The sequence below is a fragment of the Paraburkholderia steynii genome, from assembly GCF_900100565.1.
Classification (GTDB): Bacteria; Pseudomonadota; Gammaproteobacteria; order Burkholderiales; family Burkholderiaceae; genus Paraburkholderia; species Paraburkholderia terrae.
In genome coordinates this window covers 89,362-108,042 of sequence record NZ_FNDI01000015.1, presented here as the reverse complement: position 1 = coordinate 108,042, position 18,681 = coordinate 89,362, and the positions used below count along the sequence as shown (strand labels likewise).

Annotated in this window: 15 protein-coding genes; 3 read left to right on the top strand and 12 right to left on the bottom strand. The window is 63.6% G+C overall.

The window, feature by feature from the left end; genetic code table 11:
• Positions 1-483: 483 nt before the first annotated feature.
• From BLT65_RS25600 to gmd, 3 genes are read left to right on the top strand one after another with little or no spacing between them, the layout of a single operon-like run.
• A complete protein-coding gene (locus BLT65_RS25600; protein WP_091782434.1) occupies positions 484-1,569 on the top strand; it encodes an acyltransferase family protein in 1,086 nt (361 codons plus the stop codon).
• On the top strand, positions 1,566-2,348 hold the full coding sequence (locus BLT65_RS25595; protein ID WP_091782432.1) for an SGNH/GDSL hydrolase family protein: 783 nt from the start codon (positions 1,566-1,568) through the stop codon (positions 2,346-2,348). The genes BLT65_RS25600 and BLT65_RS25595 overlap by 4 nt, the downstream gene beginning before the upstream one ends.
• Positions 2,345-3,388: a GDP-mannose 4,6-dehydratase gene (gmd, locus tag BLT65_RS25590; RefSeq protein ID WP_042314227.1), complete on the top strand. Its 1,044-nt coding sequence runs from the start codon at positions 2,345-2,347 to the stop codon at positions 3,386-3,388. Before BLT65_RS25595 ends, gmd begins: the two co-directional genes overlap by 4 nt.
• 55 nt (positions 3,389-3,443) lie before the next feature.
• Here the strand turns inward: gmd and BLT65_RS25585 are convergent, their stop codons facing one another.
• The 12 genes from BLT65_RS25585 to BLT65_RS25530 form a co-directional block, all read right to left on the bottom strand.
• Positions 3,444-4,799, bottom strand: a complete 1,356-nt coding sequence (locus BLT65_RS25585; RefSeq protein ID WP_091782429.1) for a HipA domain-containing protein — start codon at positions 4,797-4,799, stop codon at positions 3,444-3,446.
• Complete coding sequence (locus BLT65_RS25580) at positions 4,799-5,068, bottom strand: helix-turn-helix domain-containing protein (RefSeq protein ID WP_091782426.1); 270 nt, start codon at positions 5,066-5,068, stop codon at positions 4,799-4,801. Before BLT65_RS25580 ends, BLT65_RS25585 begins: the two co-directional genes overlap by 1 nt.
• A gap of 320 nt (positions 5,069-5,388) precedes the next feature.
• Entirely contained in the window at positions 5,389-6,549 is a 1,161-nt protein-coding gene (locus BLT65_RS25575; RefSeq protein ID WP_042314222.1) for a glycosyltransferase family 4 protein, read from the bottom strand.
• Between the two features lie 51 nt (positions 6,550-6,600).
• Positions 6,601-7,830 carry a glycosyltransferase family 4 protein gene (locus BLT65_RS25570; RefSeq protein ID WP_091782423.1) on the bottom strand — a complete coding sequence of 410 codons (1,230 nt, stop codon included), beginning with the start codon at positions 7,828-7,830 and terminating at the stop codon, positions 6,601-6,603.
• Positions 7,831-9,309 carry a glucose-6-phosphate isomerase gene (locus tag BLT65_RS25565; protein ID WP_091782421.1) on the bottom strand — a complete coding sequence of 493 codons (1,479 nt, stop codon included), beginning with the start codon at positions 9,307-9,309 and terminating at the stop codon, positions 7,831-7,833. It lies immediately after the preceding gene.
• A gap of 3 nt (positions 9,310-9,312) precedes the next feature.
• Positions 9,313-10,464, bottom strand: coding sequence for a glycosyltransferase family 4 protein (locus tag BLT65_RS25560; RefSeq protein WP_091782418.1), 1,152 nt, complete (start codon positions 10,462-10,464; stop codon positions 9,313-9,315).
• On the bottom strand, positions 10,461-11,423 hold the full coding sequence (locus BLT65_RS25555) for a glycosyltransferase family 2 protein (RefSeq protein WP_091782416.1): 963 nt from the start codon (positions 11,421-11,423) through the stop codon (positions 10,461-10,463). Before BLT65_RS25555 ends, BLT65_RS25560 begins: the two co-directional genes overlap by 4 nt.
• A 66-nt stretch (positions 11,424-11,489) precedes the next feature.
• A complete protein-coding gene (locus BLT65_RS25550) occupies positions 11,490-13,766 on the bottom strand; it encodes a polysaccharide biosynthesis tyrosine autokinase (protein ID WP_425273149.1) in 2,277 nt (758 codons plus the stop codon).
• A gap of 92 nt (positions 13,767-13,858) precedes the next feature.
• Positions 13,859-15,040 (bottom strand): polysaccharide biosynthesis/export family protein, encoded by a 1,182-nt coding sequence (locus BLT65_RS25545; protein ID WP_091782414.1) that lies wholly within the window; start codon positions 15,038-15,040, stop codon positions 13,859-13,861.
• Complete coding sequence (locus tag BLT65_RS25540) at positions 15,034-15,486, bottom strand: low molecular weight protein-tyrosine-phosphatase (protein WP_091782412.1); 453 nt, start codon at positions 15,484-15,486, stop codon at positions 15,034-15,036. Before BLT65_RS25540 ends, BLT65_RS25545 begins: the two co-directional genes overlap by 7 nt.
• Positions 15,487-15,519: 33 nt before the next feature.
• Positions 15,520-16,938 (bottom strand): UDP-glucose dehydrogenase family protein, encoded by a 1,419-nt coding sequence (locus BLT65_RS25535; RefSeq protein ID WP_091782410.1) that lies wholly within the window; start codon positions 16,936-16,938, stop codon positions 15,520-15,522.
• A gap of 75 nt (positions 16,939-17,013) precedes the next feature.
• The gene (locus tag BLT65_RS25530) at positions 17,014-18,411 is read right to left on the bottom strand and encodes an undecaprenyl-phosphate glucose phosphotransferase (protein WP_091782408.1); all 1,398 of its coding nucleotides are present in this window, start codon (positions 18,409-18,411) and stop codon (positions 17,014-17,016) included.
• Positions 18,412-18,681: the final 270 nt, after the last annotated feature.

The following is an 18,681-nucleotide window of genomic DNA, read 5'->3' as shown; positions in this document are numbered from 1 at the left end:
ATAACGATGCGTGTTCGCCGGATGCAAGGCGGAAATTCGAATGGCGGTGCAATACGCTCAGTGGCGTTAATGCCCATTGATCCAATCAGCGCTTAACGGTAAGTGCAAAGAATGCAGGACGAAATTCGCAAATAATTCAAAATTATTCGTCGGTTGAAACGCACGAAAAGAAAGCAGAAAAAATGTGCGCCGAATTTTTTTCGGGCATTTTTTTGCTTGAAACCCCCGTCATTTACCGATACGACCATCCGATCCGAAGTTCTTACCGGTTCACATCGCGTGGATGTTTCGAGGTGTAACCGGTCGTATGCGGATATGAAAATCCGCTTTCCATTATTCAAATCAATTCGTTTATTTCATTCGTGTTTTTTAGGGTTTTTATTTACCTAGAATCAAACCCGTTTTTACCGTCTTCATGGTGATCGCCTCGCGACACCGTGCATGGCCCATTGACAGCCGCATCAGGCGCATACACGGACGCTCATGACAGCCAGCACCCTGCCCGCTACGCCCTCTCATCACCGACGCATCGTCCAGCTCGACGGCTTGCGTGCGATCGCCGTGCTCGCGGTGTTCGCGCAGCATGCGCTGAAGGCGCCGCTGTGGATGGGCGTCGACCTGTTCTTCGTGCTGAGCGGCTTTCTGATCACGGGCATCCTGCTGGATCGCAAGGCGCGCCAGCAGTCGTATTTCAGCTACTTCTATGCACGCCGCGCGCGCCGCATCCTGCCGCCGTATCTGCTGCTGATGGTGGTGTCGTCGCTGCTGTTCGGCTTCGGCTGGGCGCAGCACTGGGAGTGGTATGCGTTCTTCGCGACGAATATCGGCGATGCGCTCAACCAGAGCGGCCATGACAGCCTGAACGTGCTGTGGTCGCTCGCCGTCGAAGAGCAGTTCTATATTGTCTGGCCGTTCGTGATCCTGTTCGTGCCCGAGCGTGCGCTCGGCTATGTCGCGGGCGCGCTGATCGTGCTCGTTCCCGTGCTGCGCGCCGTCGCGACGCCGTGGTTCGATTCGTTCTGGCCGATCTATTACCTGACGCCGTTCCGCATGGATCTGCTGGCGGCGGGCGCGCTGCTCGCCGTCGCCGTGCGGCGCGATGCGAACGCGCTTGCGCCGTTCAAGCTGCTGGCCGTCCTCGGCGTGTGCGTCGCGCTGGCCGTGCTCGCGTGGCTGCATCTGCACTATCCGCGTTTTCGCGCGGCCAATACGCCGCTGTCGAATGCGGGGCTGTATAGCGTGTCGCTGTTGCTGTGTACGTCGGTCGTCGTAATTGCGCTGCAGAGCAAGGGCATCGTCAAGCGTGTGCTGTGCAATCCCGTACTCGTCTATATCGGCACGATCAGCTACACGATCTACCTGATCCACCTGACCGTTCTCTACGCGCTCTGGCCTCTGCATTACAACCGCTACACGACGGCCGCGCTCGCGCTCGCGATCACGCTGGTCTATGCAAGCGCATCGTGGTTCGGCTTCGAGCGCCGCCTGATTCATGGTAGCGCGACGCGTAGCCAACAGCCCGACGCCGCGTTGCATGCGACACGCGAAGCATCGAGGACAAGCGCATGACGCGCGCGCCGATGCTGCGTGCCGCGCTGTGCGCGCTCTTTTGCGCCGCCGCGCTCGCACATGCTGACCAACGCGCACAGCCGCAAGTGCTGATCGAAGCCTACGGCGACTCGACCACGCTCGGCATTTCGTGCAGCGACGGCCGCTGTGGGCCGCGCGCCGATAACGCGGTGACGTATCTGCAGGACGCATTGCGCGCGAAATATGGCGGGCGCGTGTCGGTCGTGAATGACGGCGTCGGCGGCACGATGGCGACGCAATTGCGCGACGGCACAGGCCCGGGCCGCAACGGCCCATGGAAAGACCGTCTGGCAGCATCGAATGCGCAGATCGTCACGATCAATTACGGCATCAACGAAGTGATGCACAACCAGACGCCCGAGCAGTTCTATCAGGCGGAAACCGATCTCGTGAAAACGGCGCAGGCGCTCGGCAAGCTGCCCGTGCTGCAAACCTCGAACCCGATGCCCGATGGGCGTCTGAATGCACGGCTCGCTGAAATGGCCGCGATGACACGGCGCGTCGCGGCCGAACAGCAGGTCCCGCTCGTCGACCACTACGCGGAAATCTCCGCAATGGCCGACTGGAAGACCCATATGTCCGACGGCGCGCATCCGAAGCCCGAACTGTATCGCGTGAAGGCGCAGCAGGATTTTCAGGTGATCGATCCGCTCGTGCGGCGTGTGTTCGGCGTCGCAGCCGACGCGCAAGACCAGCCGCCACGCGCCGCATCCCCGCTTCACTCCACTTCCGACAACCCGACGAGAGGCAACTCATGACCACACAACGCAAAGCTATCATCACGGGCGTATCCGGCCAGGACGGCGCCTATCTGACGAAACTGTTGCTCGGCAAGGGCTATCAGGTCACAGGCACGTATCGCCGCACCAGTTCTGTCAATTTCTGGCGGATGGAAGAACTCGGCGTGATGGACAATCCGAATCTGCAACTCGTCGAGCACGATCTGACCGACGCCGGCTCGACGCTGCGTCTGCTCGACACCGTGCAGGCCGACGAGCTTTACAACCTCGCAGCACAGAGCTTCGTCGGCGTGTCGTTCGACCAGCCTTCTACGACCGCGCAGGTCACGGGCGTGGGCGTATTGAATCTGCTCGAAGGCATTCGCACGGTGAACCCGAAGATGCGCTTCTATCAGGCGTCGACGTCGGAGATGTTCGGCAAGGTGCAGGCCGTGCCGCAACGCGAAGAAACGCCGTTCTATCCGCGCAGCCCGTATGGTGTCGCCAAGCTGTTCGCGCACTGGTCGACGATCAATTATCGCGAGTCGTATGGCATGTTCGCGACGAGCGGTATTCTGTTCAATCACGAATCGCCGCTGCGCGGTCGCGAGTTCGTCACGCGCAAGATCACCGACACCGTCGCGAAGATCAAGCTAGGCAAAGCCGACGTGCTCGAACTCGGTAATCTCGATGCGAAGCGCGACTGGGGCTTCGCACTCGAATACGTCGAAGGCATGTGGCGCATGCTGCAGGCGGATGAACCCGACACCTACGTGCTCGCGACGAACCGCACGGAGACGGTGCGCGATTTCGTGAAGATGGCGTTTGCCGCTGCGGGTTATCAGCTCGAATGGTCGGGCCGCAACGAGAACGAAAAGGGTATCGACGTACGCACGGGCAAGACGCTGATTCGCGTGAACCCGAAGTTCTACCGCCCTGCCGAAGTCGATCTGCTGATCGGCTGCGCGGACAAGGCACGCGAGAAGCTCGGCTGGAACCCGGAGACCTCGCTCGAGCAGTTGTGCAAGATGATGGTCGAGGCAGATGTTGCGCGCAATCAGAATGGGGTGTCGTGCTGATAGCGGCTTCTGACCACTGACCGCAAAAGGGCGCGTGAAGCGCCCTTTTGCTTTTCTAAAGCAGCTTGCGGTCGACCTGCGGGACCATCGGCGCGAATTGCAGCAGCCGTTCGGCTTGCACGGCGATGAAGTCCGATATCGTATGCACCAGCGCCCGTTCGTCGCCGACATAGCCGTCCGAACGTGCCAACTCCGGCGCGAGCGCCTTCGCGGCCTGCGCCATGCGCGTCATTTCGCGGCCGAGAAAGCGTGGCACCGTGCCCGTTCGCCGCGCGAAATCCGCCAGCGCGAACGGCGTGATGTCCTCCAGCCGGAAGGCGTCGCCATAGCCCATCGCCATGTCCTGCTCGACGCGCTCGCCATACGCATTGACGGATACCAGGTCGTAAAGCGGCGCGGGTTCGAGACCGCCGCCATGCATGAAAAAGGACAGGTTCTTTCCATGCGCGTCGCTGTTGCCGATCAACAGTTGAAACAGCGCCCACCGGATCATGAAGGTACGCGCGGCAGCGGGATTGTCGAGGTGCCGCTGAAGCGCGAACAGCTTCTCGAAGCTCACGCCTTCGCGGATGTTGCGCACGTCCGGCGTGTTGCCGAAATTGCGCTCGTATTTGAACGTGACGGGTAGATCGAGCGCCTGGCAGCCGTCGATCACATGCCGCCGCCGCACGGCCTGAACGGACTCGCCATCCGACGGGTCCAGCTCGACCGTCCGGTCGAACCGCCCGATCAACAGGATCGGCTCGGGAATGCGCCGGATCGAAACGGGCGCGGTGAGCAAGCCCATGCGGGACGCCAGCGTCATGCAGTAATGCTCGTTCGCGACCATGCAGGGCGTGACGGGGCTGCGCGATTCCGGTTTCAGGATGTGCGTCGAGCTGAGCGGCCCGTCGGCAAGAGCGATGCGATCGCCTTCCACCAGCACTTGCAGCTTGTCCTGATAGCCCGCCACCGACAGGCGAACCTTGCCATCCCATACAGGGAACGGAATCACGTCGCGCTCGCGGATGCGCTGGCTCAGTTCATCGGGTGAAATTTCGCGGCGCGCGGGCGGCCGTTGTTCCGGGTGAACGGGCTGGCCGTCTTCGTCCGCTGCAAGAAAGCTCAAGGCGCCGACGGGCTCCTTGCCGAGCATCCGGATAAGCCCATACGTGTTGTCTTTCGACACCTGATAGACGACCGACGCGACATCGAGCGCCCGCCCCTCCGGCAACAGATTGGCGATGAATCGATGCACGGCGCCCGCCGGCGGCTCGTCGCGTGATAGCGGGATGTGCGGAGACAGTGGAAACGCATTCCGGCGGCCCGGCCAACCGGCGTCGTAGTCGAAGCGGTAGAGGCTTTGGCGCGCGTCGAAGTCCAGACGGCCTACGGCCCCTTCGTGTGCCGTGACATGGAGGGCGTGGGGCATCAGGACGTCTCGCGCGGCGTGCCGGGCGCCGTGTTCGCGTCGAACGGTTCGACGGCGTCCAGCACCGCGCTGATTTGCTGGTTCGTGAAAATCAGCATGTTCAGACCGAGTCCGTTCAACACCTTGAACACCTTGTCGAGACTGACCGAGCGGCCGTTTTCCAGCCGCGACAGCACGTCTTTGGAGATGCCGAGCATATCGGCGGCGTCGTCGATGCGAAGCTCGCTTTGCGCACGCCGGTTACGCACGAGCTGACCCAAGGCTGCCATGTCGCCAGCTAATGGGTTGACGGAGGTGGGTCGAGGCAAGGTGCGAGCCATAGTTCCGGGATTCCAGGAATAAACCGTCTCACGGAAGTCATGAGATCGATAATTACGAGAATATCGGAATTATGGGTGGGAAATGTGCGAACTGTCAATAGTTCTGATATTCAAGGAATTAAGCGTCGTGAGTTGTGTGAAACCTAGATAATTCCTTAAATATCGGAATTATAGCGGCGCTGGTCAGCGACGAATGCCTGGCCGCCCGGTGCCGCAAAAAGAAAGGGACGGCTCACGGCCGTCCCTTTCCCTAACGGCGTTATCCGCCCCTACGCCGCCGCCTGAATCGCCTCGTTGTACACGGCCGCGACCCGCTTCGCGATCACCGGGTTATCGAAATTGGCCCGCGCATACGCACGGCAAGCATCCGAATCCGGCAGCCTGATCGTTCCATCCAGCGCCTTGCCCAGACCATCGGCGATCGCATCCGCGCCCGTCGAAGGCAGCACGAGATCCTGCGACAGCCCCGCCACCGCTTCCGGCAGACCGCCCACGGGCGTCACCAGCACGGGCGTTCCCGACGCCAGCGATTCGACGGTGATCAACCCGAACCCTTCGAGCGCCACAGTCGGCACGACGCTGATCGTGGCAGCGCGATAGAGCGCCGCCAGATGCTCGTCCGGCACGAAGCCGAGCAGCTTCACGTTGTCGCCGAGACCGGCGTCGTCGATGCGCTGCTGCAATTCCACCTGCAAGCGCCCCTTCCCTGCGATCAACAGCAGCACGTCGGGATTGCGACGCTTGACGACCTTCACCGCATCGATCAGATCCTCGAGCCCCATGCGCCGCACGAGACGCCGCACGGCCAGCACGATCGGCCGGCCGAGCGGCAGTTGCAGGCGCAGGCGTGCTTCGTTTTGCGTCAACGGCAGATTGAACTGGTCGACATTCACGCAGCCCGGCACGACGCGCACGCGGTCGGCGGGAATGCCGTAGCGCGACGTCAGAATGCGGCCGAACGCATCGGACAGTACGATCAGCCGCGACGAGCGCGCATACACCGTCTGCTCCAGATAACGCTTCGCGCGCTGCCCGAGCGAGTCCGCGCCTTCGACGTGACTCTCATCAGCCCACGGCCCCTGAAAATGCGACACCTGCGGAATGCCGCGCATCGCGTCGAGGCCAGGAAACGTGTACAGCGCGAAGTGCGACGAGATCACGTCGGGACGCTGCTCGCGAATCTCGCGGCGCAGCGCGCGGCGCGCGGCCATCAGGCGCAGCGGCAGCGATTGCGCCGCGGAACCGAAGCCCTGGATCGCGCCGTTGGTGTCCTGCGCGACGCGCTCCGAGCCCGCGACGACGCCGCGCACTTCGACGCCTGCGCCGGGCAGCGCGCCAATCAGCGAGTAATACATGCGGTCGAGACCGCCCGCGCGCTCGGGAAACCAGTGCATGCCGATCTGCAGCGATTTGATGGAACGAGTGGTCATGGTGTGTGCTTTCCTTGTCGTTTTGTCGATGTGCGCGTCAAGCGGCCTGCGTCACGCGCGATCCGCGCGTTGCGGGCCTGCGAGCACGTTCGCCGCCAACGGTTCGGCGTCGTTGTCACTGATGTTTTTCGCGCGGCGGCGGTCTTCGCGCTGCCCCGCAATCTGCCGGTACAGCGCGATGTACTGCTGCGCCATGCGCGCCCAGCCGAAGCCCGTCGCGAGTTCGTTGGCCGCGCGGCCCATCGCGAGCCGTTGCGCGTCGTCCGATGCGAGACGTCCCACGGCTTGCGCGAGCGCCTGCGGATCGTCGGGATCGTCGAGCACGATGCCGCATTCGGGCGTGATGATCTCCGCCCCGCCCGCCGTGTGCGCCGTGACGACAGGCAGACCCGCCGCCATCGCTTCGAGCAGCGACAGGCTCATCGCTTCGTAGCGCGACGGAAACACGTACGCATCGACGGAATGCATCAGCACGGGCATCTCTTTCACGAGGCCGAGAAAATGCACGCGGTCCGCGATGCCGAGCGCCTTCGCTTCTTCCGGATACGGACTGCCGGGCAGATAACCGGCCACCGCCATATGCACGTGCTCGGGCAGATGCTTCAACGCCTTGAGCACCGTGCCGAGATTCTTGCGCGGCGTGCGCAGATCGCCGACGAACAGCAGCAGGAATTTGTCTTCGGGCAACTTGAAACGCGTGCGGTCGCCCTGCGCAGCGGCAAAGCCCTGCGTATCGACGCCGTTATAGATCACGTCGAGCCGGTTGCGCGGCGTCAGACCGATCGCTGCGATCTCGGTCGCGACCTTCTGCGACACGGCCGTGATCACGCGCGAACGTCGATACGCCCAGCCTTCGAGCACGGCATTCACGCGCGTATAGACGAACTGATACGCGGACCACAAACCCTTGCTCAAACCGAACGGGTAGTACTTGCTGTTGAACCAGCCGCTATGGACGAAGTGCGCGGTGTTCACGTCGGCGGGCATCCACGTGATGAAGCCGTTGACGTGCAGCACGTCGTATTCGGCGCGGTGCTTGCGCAGCCACCACGCGCTCTTCAACGCGAACACCTGCTGGCGCAGCAGATTGGTCGGCCAGAAGCGGCCGATTTTCACGGGCGCCCAGCGCACCAGCGGATGTTCGAGCAGTTCGGGCGCGACATGCGAGGCGACCAGCGTGACCTCGATGTTCTCGTCGAGCGCCGCGCGCGCGATCTCGTGATTGACGCGGCCCTGCCCGTCGTTATGACGCACTACGTGCGTGACGATGGCGACTCTCAATCAGTGGCCTCCAGGAAAGAATGATTGGCGGCGCCGGTTCAGCTTCTGCCAGTGCGCCGCGGAAATAATCGAAAACACGCCCATGAAGAGCAGCAGGCCGCCCGTGCCGACGAGCGAATTGGTGAACACCAGCATCGCGAAGATCGCCAGCGCGAGCGACAGCGAAGCGGACGCGAACTTGTCGTCGCGCAACTTGAACGAGGCGCGCAGCGCGCGCACCAGCAGCCAGATCACGCCCGACATGTACAGCAGCGTGCCCGGCCAGCCGAGCACGAACGGAATGTTCATCACGCCGCTGTCGAAGTTGCCGTACTGGCCGAGTTGGCCGCCGTCGTTCGACAGCTTGGTCGAGGTGCCCGTCGCGCCCAGCCCTTCGCCCGTCACATCGGTGAATGCGGTTTTCGCGAAGGTCGCGTAAAACTCGTTACGCGCAGCGTAGCTCTGGTCGTCGTGCAGATTGACGATCGTGTCGAGACGCGCCTGCATCCGCTCGGCGACCGGGCCGATCGCTAGCAGCGGCACGCACAGGCCAACCAGCAGCACCGCGCTCGCAACGATGCGGATACGCACCTTGTTGTTCGACTTGGCGAGCTGGATCAGCATCGCGATCACCCAGCCGCCCCACGTCGAGCGCACCAGCGACAGACAAAACGACAGGAAGCCGAGCGCGCCCGCCACCCAGCGCACGCGATGGTTCGCGGCCATCACGTAGACCATCGCGCCCATCATCGCGAGCGCGAACGGGCCCGACGAATTCATCGTGCTGAACACGCGCACGCCGAACGGCACCGGGTCGCCCTGCGAATTCATCTGCGAGCCGAGCATCCACAGCGCGTCCCACTGCGGCATGATGAAGAACTGCACGAGGCCGTAGCCGCCCATCAGCAACATGCCCCAGATAAAGGTATTGATGATGGTCTCGCGGAATTCCGGGTACTGCCGCGAGTAAGCCATGATGTGAAAGCCGATCAGGATCGGATAGACCCAGTTTGCGAGGTCGTACAGGGCCGCCAGCGGGCCGCTGGAGACGACGCCGATCATGAACGCATACCCAAGCCCCGCCAGCACCAGCAGGACGGGCAGACCGCGCCGTTGCGCGAGCACGGGGTAGAAGCGGATCAGCGACAGCCCGCTGATCATCGTCACGGCGAGGGGCGCGACCTGGATCAGACTGGTCGGCGTGAAGGCACCCTTGGACCAGTCGGCGAGACGCCGCACTTCTGGGCTCAGGAACCACAGCCACCACATGTAGCCGACGTATTTCGCGGGCGCCTTGAAGTACAGCCAGAAACCGACGGCGATCGACAGTACCGGGAACGCGAGCGTCAGCACCGTGCCCTGATGCGCAACGATCAGCATCACCGTGACGAGCCACAGCAACGCGGGCGGCAGCCAAATGCTCTTTTGGCTCTTCTGGCGCTTGTCGCTCTTGACGGCGCGCACAGCGCTATCGATCCCGGCTCGTGCAATCGACGACATCGCTTACATCCCTCCCCGGCTCTGCGACGGCACGCGGGCGTTTCCACCGGCGTTCGCCTTTTGCGCGGGATGCGCATGCTGCGCTTGCCGGCGCAGCAGATCGCGCGTGAGCTTCACGTGCTGCTGCGCGTAGTGCTGCGTCGTGTGATCGCGCGACACCAGTTCCATCGACGCCGCCTGCGCCTGTTGCAGCGCTCCGTCCGGCGACGCGATGAGGCCGAGCAGCGCCTCGCGCAGCGCGTCGGCGTCGAACGGCGGCACATACGCTGCTGCGCGCGCCGAAAAATAATCCTGCAACCCGCCAACGTTCGTCACGACCATCGGCTTGCCGACGGCGGCCGCCTCCAGCATTACCGTGATACCGGATGCATGCGTGTTAGGACGCAGCGGCACGACAACCACGTCGGCCCAGTCGTACAGTTCGCGCTGCTTCTTCAGGCCCGCTGCGGGCGCGACTTGCACGTTCAGCGAGCGCAGTGCGCGCGGAATGCGCCGGCGCGTCGCGAGACGCACCGCAAAGCGCGGATCGTTGCCGACGGCCTTGATCAGCGTTTCCCAGTCGCGGTCGCGATCGTTGCCGATGGCGGCGATGCGCAGCGGCGTATTCGGTTGCCATGCCTTTGGCTGCTGCACAGGAAAATCGCGCGTGTTCAGCCCGTAGAAAAGCTGCGTCGCGTCGCGGCCAAAGTACTCGCGGCACAACTCGGCGTTATCGCGCGCGAGCGTCGTCAGAAGATCGGCACGCCCGATCAGCTTGCGATAAAACCAGCGGCGCAGAACGCCATAGTTCGGCCACTTGTCGATCAGCCACACGCTTTGCGCGAGCAATAGCGGTTGCGTCTCGCGCTTGCCGTTCATCAGCAGCATCAGCGCGGCCGATAGCCATTCCTGTTCGGTGTGCGTCCAGATCACGTCCGACCGTAGCATCTCGTCGCGATTGCGCAGCGTGTGGACCAGGTCGAAACCGAGCAGCGTCTTCAGCGCGCGGCGCACGAGACGTACCGGCTTGCTCTCCTTCGCGTCCTGCGAATAGCTCAGCTGGAATTCGTCGGACTCGGCGTGGTGATAGCCATACAGGCAACCGATGTTCTCGCCCGGGCGGTAGAAACGCGGATCAGCGCCGTAAAACAGATGCACGTGGACCTTTGTCGTCATGCGTGTACCCCCGTCCCGGTGCCCGTGCCGCGCTGCTGCGCATACGCGCGACGCGCCTCACGTGCGCCCGTGCGCACGGCATGCCAGCGCGCGAGCTTGGTACGCGCGCCCTTCGACGTCAGCGCCAGCACCGCATGCAGCGCGCCTGGATAAACGCGCGTGCCGACGAGCGCATACCACCACCACGCGACTTCGCGCTGCCCGGCGGGCAACTGCTCGCGCAGGGTCAGATGCAGGTTGTACGCGGCGTTGCGCACGGCCGTCAGCGACTGCGCATCGCGGCGGTCTTCGTCGAAACGTTCGGCGGGGTAATGGTCAACGGCGACGCGCGGATCGTAGACCAGCTTCCAGCCCGCGTTCTTCACGCTCATGCTGAACGCCATGTCGTTGTGGACCTGCGCGCCCGCGCCGCGCAAGCGGCCGTCGAAGCGGATCGTGCGCACCGCGTCGCGCCGGTAGCTCATGTTCGCGCCTTTGAGCAGATCGACTTCGCGCGCTTCGCCCACGCCGAGGTGATGGTTGCCGATGATCTTGCCCGACTTCATCATCTTGCCGACCAGAAAGCGCGAGCCGTCGAGCACACCGCCCTTCTGATGCACCCAGTCGCGTCCGCCCAATGCACCGAGGCGTGCATCGCTCTCGAACGCGGCGCCGATGCGGCGCACCCAGTCGGCGTGCGGCGCGGCGTCGTCGTCGGTGATGGCGATCACGTCGCCTGTCGCGGCATCGAGGCCGCGATTGAGCGCGGCCACCTGACCCGGCAACTCGACGGCGGCGACGTTCAGCGGCAACGCGCCGACCACGAGGGGATCGGCGAGGCATGCATGCGTCGCGTCATCATCGGGACGTGCGACCACGACCACTTCGTCGGGCACGCGCTCCTGCTTCTGCAAGGCCGCGAGACAGCGCGCGAGGTCCTGCGGGCGGCGATAGGTCGGCACCAGTACCGTTATCTTCATCCTGTACTCTCCGTGGCTTGTTGACGGCGCAGGGGCCTTGCCTCGCGGCAAGACCCAATGCGCGCATCAGGTGCTCAGGTATTCCTGCACGGCCGCATAGCTGCGGTCGTAGTTGCCGCGCGCGCGCGGCGGCATCGCGTTAAAGATCGCGCCCTGCACGTGTACGCCCGCCGAATGCAGGCGCTTCAACGCGTCGGCGATCTCGCCTTCGCTGTGCATGCCCGAGCGCACGACGAAGAACGTCGAGCCCGCATAGCCGCCGATGATCGACGCGTCGGTCACGGCCAGCACGGGCGGCGTGTCGATCAGGATCACGTCGTAGCGCTTGCCCAGCCCGTCGAGGTATTGCGGCAGGCGCGGCGACATCAGCAGTTCGGACGGGTTCGGCGGACGGCGGCCGCACGAGATGAACGACAGGTTGTCGATTTCCGTTGCGCGCACCGCTTCTTCCAACGAAATCTGCCCGCTCAGCAACTCCGACAGGCCGTTGTCCTGCGAGCCGCCCAGATGCTTTTCGAGCGCGCCGCGCCGCATGTCGCCGTCGATCATCAGCACGCGCTTGCCCGAATGCGCGAGGAGCACGGCGAGGTTGATCGTCAGGAAGCTCTTGCCGACGCCCGGCAGCGGGCCCGTGAACATCACGATGTGGTTGCGCGAATCCTGCAGCGTGAACTGCATCGACGTGCGCAGGCTGCGCAGGCTTTCGATACACACGTCCTTCGGCTTCGCGTTCGCGAGCACCGCGCGCTGGCGCGTGCCGCCGCGCACCGCGGCGTTCTCCAGCAGCGCCTGTTCAGACGACAGCGGCACGAGGCCATAGACGGGCAAATGGAAGGTGCGCTCGACCGTTTCGGGGTCGTCGATGCCCTTGAACATATTGCGGCGCAGGAACACGAAACCCGTGCCGATGATCAACCCGAGAATCGTCGCCGCCGACAGGATCAGCGCCTTTTTCGGCTTGATGGGCGAACCGGGACGCAGCGCGGCGTCGACGATATGCACGTTGCCGCCCGTGCCCGCTTTCTGCACGGACAGTTCCTGCACGCGGTTGAGCAGCAGCACGTAGATGTCTTCGGCGACCTTCGCGTCGCGCTGCAACTGCACGGCCTTCACTTCGGTAGCGGGCAGATCGCGGAAACGGTCCGCGTATTTCGTGCGCTGCGCCTGGAGTTCGGCCATCTGCTGCTGCGCGGCCTTGATCATCGGGTGATCGTCGCCGTAGCGCTGTTCGAGTTGCGAAATCTGCAGGCGCAAAGCCGAGATCTGCTGCTCGTACTGCACGCTGCCTTCCAGATAGACCTTCGCCTCGTCGCTTGCGTTGATCGAACCGCTCTTGCTCTGATAGGCCGTCAACGCCGCTTCCGCGCGTTCGAGATCGGACTTCAGGCGCGGCTCTTCGCTTTTCAGGAAGTCGAGCATCCGGCTCGCGTCGGCCTGCTTGGTGCGGATATGCTCCAGCAGATACGACTGCGCGAGCGCATTGGCGACAGCGGCTGCGTGCTCGGGGCTCTGATCTTCGAGCGAGATCGAGATGACGCCCGTCTGTTTGCCCTGCTCCTGCACGTTGATCGCGGACTGGAACGCGGCGATCGCGTCGAGGTCGTTCGCGCGCATCACCGTGAACTGCGTGCCGGGCCGCGCGACGAGCTTGTTGAGCAGCATCGTCACGCCGCCGCCCTGCGCCGGCTGGCCCGCCTGGCCGCGCAACAGCAGTTGGCCGTCGGGCGTCATCAGCGTGTAGCGTTCGTTGTCGAGCGCGGTGAGGATCAGCTTCTGACCTTCGAGCGCGGGCGTCACGTCGAGCGAATCGACGTCGGCCACTTCGCCGCCCCATGCATACGAGCCGAGGCCGAGCCACGCCTTGGCGGGCTGGCCCGGCGTCGCGAGACGCGCAGCGAGGCTGCCGAGCACGGGAATCGTCTTCGGCGCGATCGAGAAGTTCAGCTTCATGTCGTGAACCACCGGCGCAACCACGCCGCGGCTCTTGATCATTTCGATCTCGGCGTCGGTCGGGATCGTCGACTGTCCCGTCGAGATCGTCGCGCCCGTTTGCGTCTGCGTGAGCGCCTGCGACGTGTTGTCCGACGTTTCCACGCGCACGTGCGCATCGGCCGAATACACGGGCTTCGCGACATAGCAGTAGAAGCCGGCAATCGCGACGATGGTCGCGGCGATGCCGATCAGCCACCAGATGTCGTCGATGATCACCTGTAGCAGTTGGCCGAGGACCACGTCCTCTTCTTCGGTTCTGGCCTGTATGGCCAGATGGGGATTGGCTTGAGTGCTCACTTGGATACTCGCTTGAGTGCTCAGGGTTGACCCGGGTCGGGTCGCCGGCGGCATCCGGTGCGTTGCATCCGTTCGTGTTCCGGATGCGAAGCGCCGGGATGCCGGCAGCGGTTCAGGCATTGCAACTGCAATGAGACGTCAGGACATCAGCGCGTCAGCTGCTTCAGGTAGAACAGCGTCTGCACCGTCGGCAGGACCTGTTGCAACACGCGGTTGAACGTCGTCGAGGCGGCCGTGCCCACGTACACCACGTCCATCGGCTGCAACTGGAATTGCGACGACAGCATGATCGCGTCGGGCTGCGTCATGTCGAGGCGATACACGTCGGGCGTGGTCGGCTTTTCCTTCATGCCGCGCATCACATAGATCTGGCGCGGATTCGCGTCGGTGTCGAGAATGCCGCCCGCCTGCGTGAGCGCATCGGCGATCGTCAGTTCGCCCTTGTTCATCGGCACGGGGATCGGCGTCTTCACTTCGCCCATCACGAAGATGCGCGTGTCGCTGCGGTCCGGCACGTTGACGATGTCGCCGGATTCGAGCATCACGTTCTGCGTGGTATCGCCCTTGTCGAGCATGCGGTTCGCGTCGAGCACATAGAGCTTGCCCTTGCGCGTGAGACGCACGCGCTGCAGATCGGCGTTGTCGGACGAGCCGCCCGAGCGGGTGATCGCGTCGACCAGCGTGAGCGGCACGTCGGACAGCGCGAGCGGTCCCGGTGTTTTCACGTCGCCCGTCACCTGCACCTTCTGGCTGCGGTACGACAGCACGCGCACGTCGACCTGCGGATCGCGGATGTACGGAATCAGCTTCTTGCCGAGTTCGTCGCGGATCTGCGCCGTGGTCCGGCCCGACGCGCGAATGCGGCCGACGAACGGGAAATAGATCGTGCCGTCGGGCGCGACCGTCTGTCCGTACGGATCGGCCTGGCCCGGCAGCGCCTGCGTGTACGGCTGCTGCAACGCGCCGCCGATCGACTGCGTGGTGTTGCCGCCCGAAGAGAGCGTGCTGCCGTTAGGCGTCGTCAGTTCCGGGTGATCCCACACGGTGATGCCGAGAATGTCCTGCGGCGCGACGTGATAGATGTACTGCGTCGGATCGGCGAACGGGCCCGGCGGCGGCAGCACCTGCTTCGCAATGCTATCTGCCGTTTGCGCCTGCTGCTTCTGGATCACCGAGGCATCGATCAGCGTGACCGGGTACGTCTCGGCCGGCTTGTTCTGCGAGTCTTCCTTCAGGCGCGACGTGTCGAGGTAATTCCCCGGCGCGGTCGCGCACGCCGACAGAAAAGTCGTCAGCGCAATAGTTAACGCAATATTTCGTTTCAGCATATTTTGTCCAGCCATCCCATGACGAGGTGTTCGATGTGCGCGAGGCTGTCGCGATACGCGCCTTCGTCGCGTCCATGCGGATCGACGACGTCGGCGCTTCCCCACTTGTTCCACTTGCCGAGCGCATAGACCTTGCCGCGCGACGTGGGATCGAGCGCTTCCACGTCCTTGACTTGCCGCTGTTCCGTGACGAGGATCAGGTCGGCATCACGCACGAGCTTGCCGTCGAGCCGCCGTGCGCGATGCGCGCCGCTTTCCACGCCGCGTTCTTCGAGTAGACGCCGCATGACGGGGTCCATGCCGTATCCGTCGATCGCGCGCAGGCCCGCCGAGCGAAACGCAATGGGCTGCGCGCCGCGCGCGTCCTGACGCGACTTGAACAGCCGCTCGGCGGCCGGCGAGCGGCACACGTTGGCGTGGCAGACGATCAGGACGTTCGCGAACATGGGCGGCCTCTTTGCAGTCGATGACGCCAGGGGTTACAGCGCAGCAGCCGTGGCAGCCGAGGCAAGCGAAGCGACAGCGGCTTCGGATTGCGCAGGCTGACGGCCAATCGCGTGATACTCGATGCCCAATTCGCGCATCGTGTCCGGTTCGTACAGATTGCGGCCGTCGAAGATCAACGGCGTTTTCAGCAGCGTCTTGAGGCTGTCGAAATCCGGGCTCTTGAAGACCTTCCATTCGGTGAGGATCACCAGCGCGTCAGCCTGCTCAGCCGCCTGCATTTCTTCGTCGGCGAACGTGAGGCGCGCGAGATGTTGCGGCTTGTCCTTCAGGTCGAGCGCGAACACGCGCTTCGATTCGTCGACGGCGACGGGGTCATAGGCCACGACCTTCGCGCCGCGTGCCAGCAGTTCGGCGATCAGCGCGCGGCTCGGCGCTTCGCGCATGTCGTCGGTATTCGGTTTGAACGCAAGACCCCAGACGGCGAACGTGCGGTCCGACAGGTCGTCGCCCAGACGCGCGACGATCTTGTGCGCGAGAATCTTCTTCTGCGTTTCGTTGACGGCTTCGACGGCTTCGAGAATGCGCAGGTTGTGGCCCATCTCGCTGCCCGTGCGGATCAGCGCCTGCACGTCCTTCGGAAAGCACGAGCCGCCATAGCCGCAGCCCGCGTACAGGAAGTCGTAGCCGATACGCGGGTCCGAGCCCATGCCGCGGCGCACCGCTTCGATATCGGCGCCGACGCGGTCGGCGAGATTCGCGAGGTCGTTCATGAACGAGATGCGCGTCGCGAGCATCGCGTTGGCCGCGTATTTCGTGAACTCGGCGGAACGCACGTCCATGTACAGCGTGCGTTCGTGATTGCGGTTGAACGGCGCGTACAGGCGCTTCATCAGCTCGCGTGCCTTTTCGCCCGGCACGTCCTCGTCGCAACCGAGGATGATCCGGTCGGGCCGCGTGAAGTCGTCGACGGCGGCGCCTTCTTTCAGGAACTCGGGGTTCGACACGACCGAGAACATCTGCTTCAGGCCGCGCGCATTCAGCTCTTCCTGCACGGCCTGCGCGACGCGGCGCGCAGTGCCGACGGGCACCGTCGATTTATCGACGATCACCTTGAAGCCCTTCATATGGCGGCCGATATTGCGCGCCGCTGCCAGCACGTATTGCAAGTCGGCCGAGCCGTCCTCGTCGGGCGGCGTGCCGACGGCGATGAACTGGATGTCGCCATGCGCGACGGCCGCTTCGATATCCGTCGAAAACTTCAGGCGCCCCGCCTTGCGGTTGCGCGCGATGATCTCCAGCAGACCCGGCTCATGGATCGGCACGCCGCCGTTGTTCAGCACGTCGATCTTGCGCTGATCGACGTCGAGGCAGAATACGTCGTGCCCGATGTCTGCCAGACAGGCACCCGTCACGAGGCCAACGTATCCGGTTCCAACGATCGTCAGGTTCATGAATTACACCTCGGAGATTGAATGGTTCAGTGAATGAAGAACGCCAGGCGTTCTATCCGATGGACGCCACGCGCGTCAGTACGCGTTGCTGCCCACGAAGCCCTTCCAGAAAGTCAGGCCAACGATCTTGATGTCGAGCCAGAAGCTCCAGTGCTGCATGTAGTACAGATCGAGCTTCACGCGGCCCATCATCTTTTCGATGCGGTCGGTTTCGCCGCGATAGCCGTTGATCTGCGCCCAGCCGGTGATGCCGGGCTTGATCCGGTAGCGGTGCATGTAGCCCTTCACCAGATCCTTGTAGATGTCGTCGTGTTCGAGCGCATGCGGACGCGGACCGACCACCGACATCTCGCCGCGCAGCACGTTGATGAACTGCGGCAGTTCGTCGAGGCTCGTGCGGCGCAGGAACGCGCCGACGGGCGTGATGCGCGGATCGCGGCGCGTGGCCTGCGTGATCTTGCCCGCCTGTTCCTGGTGGACCTTCATCGAGCGGAACTTGAAAATCTCGAACTCGCGTCCGTCGATGCCCTTGCGCCGTTGCCGGAAAAACACCGGGCCCGGCGACGAAAGCTTCACGGCCACGGCGATCGCGAGCAGCAGCGGCGTGAGCGCGGTGAGCGCGGCGAGTGCGAACAGGCGGTCGAAGATCCGCTTGGGCAGCACGCGCAGATCGGTGATCGGCGACGCGGCGAGATTGATCGCGGGCACGCCGAGCAGATCGACCATCGGCTGGTTGAGGAGCGTCAGGCTGCGCACATCCGGGATAAAGCGGATGTTCACGAAGTCGTTGCGGAACTCCATCACGAAGCGATGGATGACCTTCTCTTTCGACATCGGCAGCGCCATCCACAGCTCGCGCACCGAGCGGCGGCGCATCTCGTCGATCATCGCCGCGTAGTCGCGCTGCACGGCCACGCCTTCGATCGTTTCCGGTTCGTCGATGTCTTCGTAGTGGCTGCGGTTATCGTTCTCGTCATAGACGAGCACGGGGCTGAAGCCGGCTTCGGGACGGCTGCGCATCTGCTCGATCAGAAACTTGCCGTACGGCGCGCCACCGACGATAGCCACTTTCTTCTGGTTGAAGCCCTCGCGGCGCAGGCCGCGCAGCACGGCATGCACCACCGCCTTCGTGACGATCAGCAGCACCACGCTCGCGCCGGCCCAGTACGCGAGCCACAGGCGCGACAGCATGTCCGAACGGTGCAGGCTGAAGCTCATCAGGATGCCCGTCACCTCGACCATCAACCAGCCCATCGACACGCGCCACAGCAGGTCGTACAGCGGCTTGCCGCGCCACGACTGATAGATGCCGAGGGCCGGAAAGAACAGGATCACGAGCAGGCAGTCGAACGCCAGCGACACGCTTTGCATGTCGTCGAGCCACACGAAATGCCCTGCGTGCAGCGCGGCCGCGATCAGCGCGCCGAGCGCGACCATGCCAATGTCGATGATTCTCGATAGAACGCTCAGCATCTGCTGCCCCTCGCCTTGTCTGTCAGTTCAATCAAGTTCTATCCACGGTCCGTTGAAAAGTGCGCTGCGTGATTCGCCAACCGGTTTTGCGTCTTGCGAATGAACAGGCAACGCGGAAAAAGCAAAGCATTTCGCATTCGACGTATTGCGGTTTGCATCGACAGTCGAATACGGAATGATTTGCGCCGGTGAGTGAATACCCTTGTACAAGCCTAGATAAAGCGGCATTAAAATTCCGGCTGCAAGGCGGCAAAAAATCTCAAAATGTAT

What these genes read in the sequence shown, in the direction of transcription:
- BLT65_RS25595 (WP_091782432.1), top strand. Translation starts at nt 1,566, where the DNA reads ATGACGCGCGCGCCGATGCTGCGTGCCGCGCTGTGCGCGCTCTTTTGC.
- gmd (WP_042314227.1), top strand. Translation starts at nt 2,345, where the DNA reads ATGACCACACAACGCAAAGCTATCATCACGGGCGTATCCGGCCAGGAC.
- BLT65_RS25575 (WP_042314222.1), bottom strand. Translation starts at nt 6,549, where the DNA reads ATGACCACTCGTTCCATCAAATCGCTGCAGATCGGCATGCACTGGTTT.
- BLT65_RS25530 (WP_091782408.1), bottom strand. Translation starts at nt 18,411, where the DNA reads ATGCTGAGCGTTCTATCGAGAATCATCGACATTGGCATGGTCGCGCTC.
- BLT65_RS25560 (WP_091782418.1), bottom strand. Translation starts at nt 10,464, where the DNA reads ATGACGACAAAGGTCCACGTGCATCTGTTTTACGGCGCTGATCCGCGT.
- BLT65_RS25540 (WP_091782412.1), bottom strand. Translation starts at nt 15,486, where the DNA reads ATGTTCGCGAACGTCCTGATCGTCTGCCACGCCAACGTGTGCCGCTCG.
- BLT65_RS25600 (WP_091782434.1), top strand. Translation starts at nt 484, where the DNA reads ATGACAGCCAGCACCCTGCCCGCTACGCCCTCTCATCACCGACGCATC.
- BLT65_RS25545 (WP_091782414.1), bottom strand. Translation starts at nt 15,040, where the DNA reads ATGCTGAAACGAAATATTGCGTTAACTATTGCGCTGACGACTTTTCTG.
- BLT65_RS25550 (WP_425273149.1), bottom strand. Translation starts at nt 13,766, where the DNA reads ATGCCGCCGGCGACCCGACCCGGGTCAACCCTGAGCACTCAAGCGAGT.
- BLT65_RS25585 (WP_091782429.1), bottom strand. Translation starts at nt 4,799, where the DNA reads ATGCCCCACGCCCTCCATGTCACGGCACACGAAGGGGCCGTAGGCCGT.
- BLT65_RS25555 (WP_091782416.1), bottom strand. Translation starts at nt 11,423, where the DNA reads ATGAAGATAACGGTACTGGTGCCGACCTATCGCCGCCCGCAGGACCTC.
- BLT65_RS25565 (WP_091782421.1), bottom strand. Translation starts at nt 9,309, where the DNA reads ATGTCGTCGATTGCACGAGCCGGGATCGATAGCGCTGTGCGCGCCGTC.
- BLT65_RS25535 (WP_091782410.1), bottom strand. Translation starts at nt 16,938, where the DNA reads ATGAACCTGACGATCGTTGGAACCGGATACGTTGGCCTCGTGACGGGT.
- BLT65_RS25580 (WP_091782426.1), bottom strand. Translation starts at nt 5,068, where the DNA reads ATGGCAGCCTTGGGTCAGCTCGTGCGTAACCGGCGTGCGCAAAGCGAG.